This is a genomic window from Neorhizobium sp. SOG26 (genome assembly GCF_003491345.1).
GTDB lineage: Bacteria > Pseudomonadota > Alphaproteobacteria > Rhizobiales > Rhizobiaceae > Neorhizobium > Neorhizobium turbinariae.
This window is the reverse complement of sequence record NZ_CP025512.1, coordinates 1,232,136-1,244,437: the sequence shown is the minus strand read 5'-3', so window position 1 is coordinate 1,244,437 and position 12,302 is coordinate 1,232,136. Positions and strand designations below refer to the sequence as shown.

The window sequence follows — 12,302 nt, the reverse complement described above, 5'->3', positions numbered from 1 at the left end:
AACCTATCGGCTCTTCGGCACACGCGGCACAGTGCCGCCCTTCCGCGACGAAGGCTTTGCAGGCGCTTCGTCAGTCAGGACGTCGGAGTCCGCGGCGGCTTGCGCCTTGTTGCCTCCGTCCTTGCCTTTCGAGCCAGACTTCTTCGCCTTGGCCTTGGTGGTCTTGGTGCCGGCTTCCTCAGCCGCCTCTTCCACCTCGACTTCCGGCTTCGGCTTCACAGGCACGGCTTCGGGAATCGAATCCAGCAGCAGCTTGTCCTTGCCGTTTTCGTCCTTGCCGACCGTCACCCGAACGACGCCGCCCTTGCGGAGCGCACCGAACAGGATCTCGTTGGCGAGCGGCTTCTTGATGTGCTCCTGGATGACGCGCGAGAGCGGGCGTGCACCCATCTTCTCGTCGTAACCGCGTTCCGCGAGCCAGGCGATTGCATCCTGGTGCAGGTCGAAGGTGACGTTGCGTTCCGAGAGCTGCGTCTCAAGCTGCATGACGAATTTCTGGACCACCTGATGGATGACTTCCGTCGGCAGCGGCGCAAACGGGATCGTTGCATCCAGGCGGTTGCGGAACTCCGGCGTGAACAGGCGGTTGAGCGCCTCTTCGTCCTCACCGGTGCGCTTGGACGAACCGAAACCGATGGCGGCCTTGGCCATTTCAGACGCACCCGCATTGGTCGTCATGATCAGGATGACGTTGCGGAAGTCGATCTTCTTGCCGTTGTGATCCGTCAGCGAGCCGTGGTCCATGACCTGCAACAGGATATTGTAGATATCCGGATGCGCCTTCTCGATTTCATCGAGCAGGACGACGCTGTGCGGATGCTGGTCCACCTGGTCAGTCAGGAGACCGCCCTGGTCAAACCCGACATAGCCGGGAGGTGCCCCGAGCAGTCGCGAAACCGTGTGGCGCTCCATGTATTCCGACATGTCGAACCGCAACAGTTCAACGCCGAGCGAGGCCGCAAGCTGCTTTGCCACCTCGGTCTTGCCGACGCCGGTCGGGCCGGAGAAGACATAGGAACCGATCGGCTTGTTCGGCTCGCGAAGGCCGGCACGTGCCAGCTTGATCGCAGTCGACAGAGCCTCGATCGCGGCATCCTGGCCGTAGACGACCGAACGAAGTTCCTTGTCCAGGTTGGCGAGAACCATCTCGTCATCCTTGGACACCGTCTTCGCGGGGATTCGTGCCATCGTTGCGATCGTCGCTTCGATCTCCTTCTCGGTGATCAGCTTGCGCCGCTTGGAAGCGGGCAACAGCATCTGCGCCGCGCCGGTCTCGTCGATCACGTCGATCGCCTTGTCCGGTAGCTTGCGGTCGGAGATGTAGCGGGCCGAGAGTTCAACGGCTGCCTTGATCGCGTCGTTGGTGTAACGGAGCTTGTGGTAGTCCTCGAAATAGGGCTTCAGGCCCTTCATGATCTCGACAGCGTCGTCGATCGACGGTTCATTGACGTCGATCTTCTGGAAGCGGCGAACCAGGGCCCGATCCTTTTCGAAGAACTGGCGATACTCCTTATAGGTGGTCGAACCGATGCAACGGATTGCGCCGGAAGACAGCGCCGGCTTCAGGAGGTTCGAGGCATCCATCGCGCCACCCGACGTCGCACCCGCACCGATTACGGTGTGGATCTCGTCGATGAAAAGGACGGCACCCGGATATTCCTCGAGTTCCTTGACGACCTGCTTCAAGCGCTCCTCGAAGTCACCGCGGTAGCGGGTGCCCGCAAGCAGCGTGCCCATGTCGAGCGAGAAGATGGTCGCGTCGGCGAGTGCTTCCGGAACCTTGCCTTCGATGATCCGCTTGGCGAGACCTTCAGCGATCGCTGTCTTGCCGACGCCTGGGTCACCCACGTAAAGCGGGTTGTTCTTGGAACGGCGGCACAGCACCTGGATCGTGCGATTGACTTCGGAATGGCGACCGATCAGCGGATCGATACGGCCTTCCCTCGCCTTTTCGTTCAGGTTTACGCAGTAGGCCTTCAGGGCGTCCTGCGGCTTCTTGGCAGACGACTCGTCCTGGTCGCGGGCGGACGGCTTTGCATCCGCATCTGCTTCATCGACACCGCGCGGTGTGCGGGGCTGGGAGGCGCCTGGGCGCTTGCCGATACCGTGCGAGATGTAGTTGACAGCATCGTAGCGCGTCATTTCCTGCTCCTGCAGGAAGAACGCAGCATGGCTTTCCCGTTCGGCAAAGATCGCCACGAGGACGTTCGCACCGGTCACTTCCTCGCGACCCGAAGACTGGACGTGGATCACCGCGCGCTGGATGACGCGCTGGAAGCCAGAGGTCGGCTTCGAATCTTCGTCGTAGCCGGTGACGAGGTTGGCAAGTTCATTGTCGACATAGTCAGCAACCGTCTTGCGCAGTGTTTCCAAATTGACGTTACAAGCGCCCATGACCGCCGCTGCATCTGCGTCGTCGATCAACGCCAACAGCAGGTGCTCGAGCGTGGCATATTCGTGATGCCGCTCGTTGGCAAAGGTCAGTGCCTGATGCAGCGCCTTTTCTAAGCTAGGCGAAAATGTTGGCACGTCGGGTCCTCACTTCTTTTCCATAACACATTGCAGCGGATGCTGGTGTTGCCGAGCAAAGTCCATGACTTGGGAAACCTTGGTTTCCGCTACTTCATATGTGTATATTCCGCATTCCCCCACGCCGTGATTGTGAACGTGGAGCATGATACGCGTGGCAGCCTCGCGGTCTTTCTGGAAAAAACGCTCCAGAATGTGGATGACGAACTCCATCGGCGTGTAATCGTCATTCAGCAGAAGTACGCGATAAAGATTTGGCTTCTTGGTCTTAGGTTTGGTTCGGGTGATGACCGAGGTCCCGCGATTAGCGTTCCCGTCACCGCCCTTCTCATTCTGCATTAAGATCGGCCGTGCGATCATGTTCATTCATTCCCCATCGTCCGATCGGCAGAGGCCTAGATTGCCTGATGCCGTCGCACGAACTTCAGTTACCCTAACTTAGTTCATTCGAGACGGATTTTAAGCCCCCCTCGCTGCTACGCAATCACTATTCGGGCCGCACCGCCGCCCATAATTCCCGCGCAACGAGCGCTCGGAATCAAAAAGGCCGGCAGCGTCAAACACAGCCGACCTTCGCGTCGCGAGCCTCCTCCCTCGGGGTAGCTCTCAAGCCGCCTGCGGCTCCACGACAGCCGGCGGCTTGGGCGTCGGCGCTTCGAAAGGTCGATAGGCTGCCTTGGCGAGATCGGCATAGATGTCGCTGATCCTCGTTGCCCGGGCAATGTAATCATCACAGGAAGACTTCGCGAAGCTGGTCTGCAGATCGTAGGCTGCTTCGACGCTTCGAACGCCAGCCAAGGCTTCCACGTAGCTGGACAGGTCCTGGAAAGCCTTCTTGTAATAATCTCCTGCTTCCGTGGCGATCGCCTGGAAGCCGCTCGCCACTTCGGAATAGCTTTTCAGCATCCCGTCCATCGCGACCTTGCTCTGCCTGCTGGCTTCATCGAAATTGAACATAGCGTGACCCCTGTTCATTCGCACCTGCTCATAGAATGGCTCATCGGGCGGAATGTCAAGGCGACTTGTGCGCTGCAAGATGCGCTTGCGTGGACGCATTTCTAAAATGCGAAACGGGCCCGAAGGCCCGTTCAGATCGATCACGATACGGTCGTCTCAGAGGTCGACGTCGAGGATCGCCATCGAGAAATTGTAGGAGCGATCGCCGTCTTCATCGTCGAGATAAACAACGCCGAGGAATTCTTCGCCGAGATAGACTTCAGCCGAATCGTCCTTGCGCGGACGCGCCTTGACAACGACCTGCGGGTTCAGCACGCGCTTGAAATAAGCGTCCAGCTTCTTGATTTCGTCAGGTTTCACGATTTTCTCCGTCAGCGGTTCAAGTGGCGCGCTTGTGGCATGGGAGAAAGGCGAAAGTAAAGCCGCTAAAGGCTAAACCTCCTGCCCTTTATGCCGCACCCTGCCGTCAGATTTCGGCGCCGAGAATCTGGTCCATCAGGCGAGATGGTTCCGAGCAGCCTGCCTCACCGACGACCTTGGCAGGCACACCAGCGACTGTCGACTTCGGCGGCACCGGCTTCAGAACGACGGACCCGGCGGCCACGCGCGAGCATGAACCAACTTCGATATTGCCGAGAATCTTGGCGCCAGCGCCAATCAACACACCATTGCCGATCTTCGGATGGCGGTCAGCGCCTTCCTTGCCGGTTCCACCCAATGTCACACCATGGAGAATCGAGACGTTGTCGCCGATGACGGCGGTTTCACCGACCACCAGCCCGGTTGCGTGATCAAGGAAAATGCCCTTGCCGACACGTGCGGCCGGGTTGATGTCGGTCTGGAAGACGCTCGATGAGCGGCTCTGCAGGTAAAGCGCGAAGTCGCGGCGTCCACGGTTGAAGAGCCAGTGCGCCAGCCGGTGGGTCTGAATGGCGTGGAAGCCCTTGAAGTAGAGCACCGGCTCGAGGAAGCGCAGGCAGGCCGGGTCACGGTCGTAGATAGCCTGAATGTCGACGCGAAGAATGGAGCCCCATTCCGGCCAGTCATCCAGCATTTCCATGAAGGTCTGCCGCAGAAGGATCGCCTGCAGGTCGGGATGATCGAGGCGTTCGCAGATGCGGTGCACGACACAGTCTTCCAGCGAGCGGTGGTTCAGCACCGTCGAATACAGGAATGCAGCCAGAAGCGGGTCACTTGCCGCGGCTGTCATTGCCTCTTCGCGAAGCGTGTCCCAGATCGGATCGACCGTCGGAACGGTGCCCTTGCTGCGGATTTCGGTACGTGCGGCCATAGCCGTCTCCTCGGTTTGCCTTAGCGGCAATATATAGAACGAGATTACATGTACACCAACGGATGCGAAAACGCATTCCGTTGATCGTGATGATAAAGAAATGTTGAGGATGCGCCGGTCTGTTCGTTACTGTCGGCCCAGACCGGCATAAAACTCCAGAACTGCCCGCTTGAATACCTTGTCGCCAACCGCCAGCATGTGATCGCGCCCGGGGATGTCGAGTGCCCTGGCATTTGGCATCAAGGCGGCCAGTTCCTGTGCCGACCCGGCGATGTCATCCTTGGTGCCGACGCCGATCAAGGTCGGCGCATCGATCTTGCCCATGTCGGAGCGGCTGACGAGGTCGCGCGATCCCCGAATACATGCAGCCAGGGCCACCTTGTCGCTCTTCGTCTGGTCGGCAAAAGCACGGAACATGCGCCCGCGCGCATGGCTCACGTCATCCAGCGACGGCGCGAGAAGCGCATCCGCGATCGGATCCCAGTCGCCGACGCCATCGGTCATGCCGATGCCAAGGCCACCGAGCACCAGCGAGCGAACCCGGTCCGGATGCGCCAGGGCGGCAAACACGGAAATCCTTGCACCCATGGAATAACCAAACAGGCCCGCTTCCGGGATGCGCAAGTGATCGAGCAGAGCGATCGCGTCCTCTGCCATGACCCAGGGCCGATAGGCTTCCGCATCCGTTGGTTTGCCGCTGGCGCCATGGCCGCGGTTGTCGATCGCAATCACCCGATAACCTGCATCTCCCAGCGTCTTCAGCCAACCGGGATGGACCCAGTTCACCGTCGCGCTCGAAGCAAACCCGTGGATCAGCAGAACAGGATCGCCAGACGGGTCGCCCTCGTCGAAATAGGCGAGATCGAGACCATCATGCTGGAAGACGGAAAAGGCAGGGGCGTTCAGGTTCATGTGAAGCGCATCCTTCTGGTGAGCTACATTACGGAGACGATGGCGCAGGCCATAAGGAGCCAAGCGCATTGTTGCTATAGTTTTCCCACTACACTTTTGGAAGCCGCAGGGGTAATGTCCGCCGCAAATCAGAAGCCTTTCAAATTGCGGAGAGCATCATGGCCGGTCACAGCATTCCTCACTTTCAAAATGACGGCGGACATCGCCTGATCGAGATCGGTGTGAAGGAATTCATGTGCACGGGAGCTACCGTTCCCTTCGATCACCCCCACATCTTTATCGACATGGGCGACGACAACGAGAAGATCTGCTCCTATTGCTCGACTCTCTATCGTTACAATCCTTCGCTGAAGGCTGACCAGACGATTCCGCCGGGCTGCGTCTTCAACGTCAAGGCTGCCTGACCGGCGCCATCCAATGCATCTCGAGAACATCGCGGTCGTCGGCGCCGGCATTGCGGGCCTGACGGCCGCACTTTCGTTTGCCTCAAAGGGTGTTCGCTGCGACATCTTCGAAGAAGCAGGCGAATTGATCGAAGTGGGCGCCGGGCTGCAGGTCTCGCCCAACGCCGCCCGGGTTCTCGGCAAACTTGGTGTTCTGCCTGAACTTGAAGCCGTCTGGACGGAGCCTGAACGGATTTCGCTGGTCTCGGGCACGTCGCTGCGCCCCATCGCGCATGTGCCGGCAGGGCGCCATGCCCGCGAACGCTGGGGCGCCCCATATGGTGTCCTTCACCGCGCGACGCTCCAGAAAATTTTGCTGTCAGCGGTCGAACGAAACCCTCTCTGCACGATCCGTCTCGGCACGCCAATTCGCGGCAGTGTCGTTGAAAGTCTCCGGTCGGTGACGGGCATATCCTACCCGTTGATCGTCGGCGCTGATGGCGTGTGGTCGAATGTGCGAGCCTCCGTTCCGCAGGGGCCGGATCCGGACTTCTCTCACAATGTCGCCTGGCGGTTCACCATCCCTTCGGAAACAGCTCCGTCATGGCTCCCGCGCAATCAGGTGACGGCGTTCCTCGGGCCGTCGACACATCTGGTAGCTTATCCGCTCTGCGAGATGGAAAGCATCAACATCGTAGCGATTGCGTCCGGCATCAGTCCCGGCCACACCTGGGATGCGAGGGCCTCCGAGCCCCAACGGGAGATGCTGGTTGCACAGTTCCGACACTGGGATCGGCAGATCGTCGACCTGTTGAAGACGATCGAGAAGCCGGGTTTCTGGCCGCTATACGCCGTCGGTCCAGGGAGATGGCACAACGGCAAGGACATCGTACTGATCGGCGATGCGGCCCACGCCATGATGCCGTTTGCCGCCCAGGGCTCGTCCATGGCCATCGAGGATGCCTATGTCCTCAGCAACCGGGTGATGAACGCGCCACATATTCCCCAGGCTCTCGCCCAGTACGAAAACTTACGGAAACCGAGGGTCGCCAACGTGAAGGCCCGCGGCCAGTTCAACCGGTTTGCCTACCACGCCCGTGGGCCGGTGCGCCTTGCGCGCGACCTCGTCTTGTCCATGCGCCCGCCGCAATCGCTCGCGGCGGACTTTGATTGGCTTTACGGCTTCGACGCCGAATGAATCAGACGGCCGCCGCCGCGGCGAAGCCGATCTCCAGGTCCTTCTTGAGGTCGGCAACATCCTCCAGCCCGATCTGCAGGCGGATGAGCGCGCCATCGGTCGGAGCGGTGCGGATGGTCCGATCGGACAGATTGACCGGAACCGCGAGGCTTTCATAGCCACCCCAGGAGTAGCCCAGGCCGAAGAAGGACAGCGCATCCAGGAAGGCATGCGCCTTGGCTTTCGCCTTCTCTGCATCCGCCTTCAAAACGAAGGAGAAAACGCCGCTGGCGCCCTTGAAGTCGCGCTTCCAGATGGCATGGCCGGGGAAGTTCGGCAGCGCCGGATGGAGTACGCGAGCCACATCCTCGCGGGTCTCGAGCCAGGTTGCGATGTCGAGCGCGCTCTTCTGGTGGTGTTCGAGGCGTACGCCCATGGTGCGCAGGCCACGCAGGATCATGTAGGAATCATCCGGCGCCCCGCAGATGCCAAGCGTGATGCGAGCCTCTTCGAGCTTCGGCCAGTGCTTGGCATTGGCGGAAACAGAACCCATGACGATGTCCGAATGGCCGGACGGGTATTTTGTCGTCGCGTGAATGGAGACGTCGACGCCGAAATCGAGCGGCTTGAAGAAAAGCGGCGTTGCCCAGGTGTTGTCCATGGTGACAACGATGTCGTGCCGGTGCGCGACCTCGGTGATGGCAGGAATATCCTGCATCTCCATCGTGTTCGAACCGGGCGCTTCGGTGTGGATCAGGCGCGTGTTGGGCTTGATCAGCGCTTCGATTCCGGCACCGATCTCGGGATCGTAATACTCGATTTCGACACCAAGCCGCGTCAGCATCGTGTTGCAGAAGTGGCGGCACGGCGCATAAACGGAATCCACAATCAGGGCGTGATCGCCCGACGAGAGATAGGCGAGGAACGGCACCGAAATGGCCGCCAGTCCCGACGGGACGAGAATCGTACCGGCCGATCCTTCAAGCTCATCGAATGCTTCGCATAGTGCATCTGTCGTGGGGGTTGCGCGCGTGCCGTAAGTGTATTTCTGCGACCGCTTTTCCATCGTGGAAGAGTTCGGGAAGAGAACGGTCGATGCATGAACGACCGGCGGGTTCACGAAGCCGTGGTATCCCGATGGGTCGTGGCCGATATGGGCAAGGCGCGTGTTCGTTCCTGCTTCTGCAAGCAGCGGGTCTTGTGTCTTTTTCATATGGTAGATTGCTTCCCCGTGACAGATGAGGGCCGAAGTCTTGCCGCCCGAGCAAGCCTCGGTCAACCCATGGCTTTCGGATGGTGGTTCCAATCTCAATACTTCGGTTCAACAGCCGGAGTTTTCGGCATCACTTGCCCAGCAAGCGAGCACATGCTCAACTTCTCACCGTGATTAACGAATTTACCTCATTTCTGACGCAATTCGGAAAGGCGACACTTGACCATGCGTAGTTTTACGACTGTGATAGTGAGTACCCGCGCCGGGAGGGCCAGCGGGAACCGGCCGTAACGGAAAAAACTGGGGGCGGCTCGGTGTCATCAATATACATATAAGGTTGGGAAAATGAAAAAGACGCTTTTGTCTACCGCGATTGGCGCAGCGGTATTTGGTATCGCCTCGGCAGCTTCTGCCGGCACGCTTGAAGATGTGAAGGCGAAAGGCTTTATCCAGTGCGGCGTCAACACCGGTCTTGCGGGCTTCGCTCAGCCTGACGCTTCCGGCAACTGGAAGGGCTTCGACGTCGATTACTGCCGCGCTGTTGCTGCTGCCGTTTTCGGTGACCCGGACAAGGTGAAGTACACGCCCACCACTGCACAGAGCCGCTTCACGGCCCTTCAGTCTGGCGAAGTCGACCTGCTGGCACGTAACACCACCTGGAGCATCGGCCGCGACACCGCGCTCGGCTTCAACTTCCGTTACGTCAACTACTACGACGGCCAGGGCTTCATGGTGCCCAAGAGCCTCAACGTGAAGTCCGCTCTCGAGCTGTCCGGCGCTGCCGTCTGCGTCCAGTCCGGCACCACGACCGAGCTCAACCTCGCTGACTACTTCCGCGCCAACAACCTCGAATACAAGCCGGTCGTTTTCGAAAAGCTCGAAGAAGTCAACGCTGCATACCAGGCTGGCCGTTGCGACGTTTACACCACCGACCAGTCGGGCCTGTATTCGATCCGCCTCGCTGTCTCCAACCCGGATGACCACGTCGTTCTGCCGGAAATCATCTCCAAGGAGCCGCTGGCTCCGGCCGTCCGCCAGGGCGATGACAAGTGGTTCGACATCGTGACCTGGACCGGTTACGCGCTCGTTCAGGCCGAAGAAATGGGCATCACCCAGGCTAACGTCGACGAAATCAAGGGCTCTTCGACCAACCCGGACGTTCGTCGCTTCCTCGGCGTTGAGCAGGACACCAAGGTCGGTACCGACCTCGGCCTCACCAACGACTGGGCCTACAACATCATCAAGGGTGTTGGTAACTACGGCGAAGTCTTCGAGCGCAACATCGGCGCCGACACGCCGCTGAAGATCCAGCGCGGCCTCAATGCCCTGTGGACCAAGGGCGGTCTGCAGTACGCACCGCCGATCCGTTGATCTAAAAGAATGCAGTGCGGGGCGGCCTTGTCGCCCCGCAACCACGAATAAAAACAAAAATAAAAAAAGCAAAAGCATGGGCCATCAAGGCCAGCGGGGAAAAGGCAGCATGACAGATCACGCCATACGTGTGTCATCTCATCGGGGGGATTCGAAAGTCTCGCCGATCTACGACCCGAGGGTGCGCAGCATCTTCTTCCAGATCCTGACGGCAGTTATTGTTGTTCTTGCGGTCTGGTCCATCAGCAACAACGTCGCTACGAACCTTGCACGCGCTAATATCGCCTCCGGCTACGGCTTCCTGTCTGGCCGATCCGGTTTCGATATCGGCTTTGCGATGATCTCCTACTCAAGCGATTCGACCTATGGTCGGGCCATTCTTGTCGGCCTGCTCAACACGCTGCTGATCGCCGTTACCGGCATCATCACCGCCACCATCATCGGCTTCATCATCGGCATCGGACGACTTTCGAAGAACTGGCTGATCGCCAAGCTTTGCACGGTTTACGTCGAAGTTTTCCGTAATATCCCGCCGCTGCTCGTCATCTTCTTCTGGTATTCCGGCGTCCTGTCGTCGCTGCCGCAGGTGCGCGATTCGCTGGAACTGCCGCTCGGCATGTTCTTGAACAACCGCGGCCTCGCCTTTCCGAAGCCCGTCTGGGGTGAAACGGCCTGGGTGATCCCGATCGCACTGCTGATCGGTATTGTGGCGTCCGTCGTCGTCGCATCCTGGGCCAAGCGTCGCCAGATGCGCACCGGCGAGCAGTTCCACACGATCTGGGTGTCGATCGGCCTCATCGTCGGCATTCCGGTTCTTGCCTTCCTGGCCGCCGGCGCCCCGCTGACCTTCGACTTCCCGGTCGCTGGCCGCTTCAACCTGTCGGGCGGTTCGGTGATCGCCCCGGAATTCGTGGCGCTTTATCTCGCCCTCTCCTTCTACACCGCCTCGTTTATCGCCGAAATCATCCGCGCCGGTATCCGTGGTGTAGCGAAGGGCCAGTCGGAAGCGGCTTTCGCGCTCGGCCTGCAGCCTTCCACGACCACGCGTCTGGTTGTCGTTCCGCAGGCGATGCGCATCATCATTCCCCCGCTGACCAGCCAGTATCTGAACCTCACGAAGAACTCGTCGCTCGGCGTTGCCATCGGCTTCCCGGAGCTTGTTTCAACGGGTGGCACGACGATGAACCAGACGGGCCAGGCGGTTGAGATCATCTCGATCTGGCTCATCGTCTACCTGACGATCAGCATTGCGACCTCGCTGTTCATGAACTGGTTCAACGCCCGAATGGCACTGGTGGAGAGGTAAGACCATGGCTGACACCTCTGTCTCCTTTGTCCGCAGAGAAATGCTGGACGCAAAACCTGCACCGACGGCGAGCGGCAACCTCTTCGGATGGGTGCACAAGAACCTGCTGGCGACGCCGAAGGACATTGTCCTGACGGTACTCGCGATCGCTATCCTGGTGATGATCGTGCCGCCGGCGGCAAACTGGCTGTTCTTCCAGGCAAGCTGGCTCGGCTCCGACCGATCCGTCTGCTCCACCCTGGTTCAGGGCGGCATCCAGCCGGATGGCTGGAAGGGCGCCTGCTGGGCTTTCGTGCAGGACCGCTTCGTGCAGTTCATGTTCGGTCGCTACCCACTCGATGAACGCTGGCGTCCGATTCTCGTGACGATCATGTTCATCGCGCTGCTGACGCCGCTCCTCATCCCCAAGGTGCCGCGCAAGGGCCTCAACGCCCTGCTGCTGTTCATCGTCTTCCCGATCGTCGCCTTTTTCCTGCTGCATGGCGGATTTGGGCTGCGGGTCGTCGAGACCCCGCTCTGGGGCGGCCTGATGGTGACGCTCATCCTGTCCTTCGTCGGGATCGCGGTCTCGTTCCCTCTCGGAACTCTGCTGGCACTCGGGCGCCGGTCCAAGATGCCGGTGATCAAGACGCTTTGCGTCACCTTCATCGAGGTGATCCGCGGCGTGCCGCTCATCACGGTCTTGTTCATGGCGAATGTGATGTTGCCGCTCTTCCTGCCGACCGGCTGGACGATCGATAACTTCCTGCGTGCGCTTGTCGCCGTTGCGCTCTTCGCTTCCGCCTATATGGCAGAAGTCATCCGCGGCGGCCTGCAGGCGATCCCGAAGGGACAGTCGGAAGGTGCGGAATCACTCGGCCTGAGCTACTGGCAGAAGATGCGGCTGATCATCCTGCCGCAGGCGATCAAGCTGGTCATCCCGGGTATCGTCAACACCTTCATCGGGCTGTTCAAGGATACCTCGCTCGTCTCCATCATTGGGATGTTCGACCTGCTCAACATCATCCGGCTCAACTTCATCGATACGACTTGGATCACGCCCGTGACGCCGATCACCGGCTTGATCTTTGCAGGCTTTATCTACTGGCTGTTCTGCTTCAGCATGTCCCGCTACTCCGCTTTCATGGAGCGGCATCTGGACACGGCTCACCAGCGCTGACCGC

At 59.8% G+C, this 12,302-nt stretch carries 12 protein-coding genes; 5 read left to right on the top strand and 7 right to left on the bottom strand.

Annotation, left to right across the window (positions count from 1 at the left end; translation table 11 throughout):
* Positions 1 to 3: 3 nt before the first annotated feature.
* The 6 genes from clpA to CYG48_RS06285 form a co-directional block, all read right to left on the bottom strand.
* Positions 4 to 2,529: an ATP-dependent Clp protease ATP-binding subunit ClpA gene (clpA, locus tag CYG48_RS06310; RefSeq protein ID WP_118849590.1), complete on the bottom strand. Its 2,526-nt coding sequence runs from the start codon at positions 2,527 to 2,529 to the stop codon at positions 4 to 6.
* A gap of 9 nt (positions 2,530 to 2,538) precedes the next feature.
* A complete protein-coding gene (gene clpS, locus CYG48_RS06305) occupies positions 2,539 to 2,889 on the bottom strand; it encodes an ATP-dependent Clp protease adapter ClpS (RefSeq protein WP_118849589.1) in 351 nt (116 codons plus the stop codon).
* A gap of 246 nt (positions 2,890 to 3,135) precedes the next feature.
* Positions 3,136 to 3,486: a phasin family protein gene (locus CYG48_RS06300; protein WP_118849588.1), complete on the bottom strand. Its 351-nt coding sequence runs from the start codon at positions 3,484 to 3,486 to the stop codon at positions 3,136 to 3,138.
* 156 nt (positions 3,487 to 3,642) lie between these two features.
* On the bottom strand, positions 3,643 to 3,846 hold the full coding sequence (locus CYG48_RS06295) for a DUF3126 family protein (RefSeq protein ID WP_118849587.1): 204 nt from the start codon (positions 3,844 to 3,846) through the stop codon (positions 3,643 to 3,645).
* A gap of 106 nt (positions 3,847 to 3,952) precedes the next feature.
* A complete protein-coding gene (gene cysE / locus CYG48_RS06290; protein ID WP_118849586.1) occupies positions 3,953 to 4,777 on the bottom strand; it encodes a serine O-acetyltransferase in 825 nt (274 codons plus the stop codon).
* A 126-nt stretch (positions 4,778 to 4,903) separates the two neighbouring features.
* Complete coding sequence (locus CYG48_RS06285; protein ID WP_118849585.1) at positions 4,904 to 5,689, bottom strand: alpha/beta fold hydrolase; 786 nt, start codon at positions 5,687 to 5,689, stop codon at positions 4,904 to 4,906.
* A gap of 158 nt (positions 5,690 to 5,847) precedes the next feature.
* Here CYG48_RS06285 and CYG48_RS06280 point away from each other — a divergent pair, with 158 nt between their 5' ends.
* The gene (locus CYG48_RS06280) at positions 5,848 to 6,093 is read left to right on the top strand and encodes a zinc-finger domain-containing protein (protein ID WP_118849584.1); all 246 of its coding nucleotides are present in this window, start codon (positions 5,848 to 5,850) and stop codon (positions 6,091 to 6,093) included.
* 13 nt (positions 6,094 to 6,106) lie between these two features.
* The gene (locus CYG48_RS06275) at positions 6,107 to 7,270 is read left to right on the top strand and encodes an FAD-dependent monooxygenase (protein ID WP_118849583.1); all 1,164 of its coding nucleotides are present in this window, start codon (positions 6,107 to 6,109) and stop codon (positions 7,268 to 7,270) included.
* A 1-nt stretch (position 7,271) separates the two neighbouring features.
* Here the strand turns inward: CYG48_RS06275 and CYG48_RS06270 are convergent, their stop codons facing one another.
* Positions 7,272 to 8,462 (bottom strand): cystathionine beta-lyase, encoded by a 1,191-nt coding sequence (locus CYG48_RS06270; RefSeq protein ID WP_118849582.1) that lies wholly within the window; start codon positions 8,460 to 8,462, stop codon positions 7,272 to 7,274.
* 345 nt (positions 8,463 to 8,807) lie between these two features.
* On the opposite strand from CYG48_RS06270, the gene CYG48_RS06265 reads away from it, so the two are divergent.
* The 3 genes from CYG48_RS06265 to CYG48_RS06255 all read left to right on the top strand — a co-directional run bounded on the left by CYG48_RS06265 (position 8,808) and on the right by CYG48_RS06255 (position 12,298).
* Positions 8,808 to 9,833 carry an amino acid ABC transporter substrate-binding protein gene (locus CYG48_RS06265; protein WP_118849581.1) on the top strand — a complete coding sequence of 342 codons (1,026 nt, stop codon included), beginning with the start codon at positions 8,808 to 8,810 and terminating at the stop codon, positions 9,831 to 9,833.
* A 109-nt stretch (positions 9,834 to 9,942) separates the two neighbouring features.
* Complete coding sequence (locus CYG48_RS06260; protein ID WP_118849580.1) at positions 9,943 to 11,139, top strand: amino acid ABC transporter permease; 1,197 nt, start codon at positions 9,943 to 9,945, stop codon at positions 11,137 to 11,139.
* Between the two features lie 4 nt (positions 11,140 to 11,143).
* The gene (locus CYG48_RS06255; protein WP_118849579.1) at positions 11,144 to 12,298 is read left to right on the top strand and encodes an amino acid ABC transporter permease; all 1,155 of its coding nucleotides are present in this window, start codon (positions 11,144 to 11,146) and stop codon (positions 12,296 to 12,298) included.
* Positions 12,299 to 12,302 lie beyond the last annotated feature (4 nt).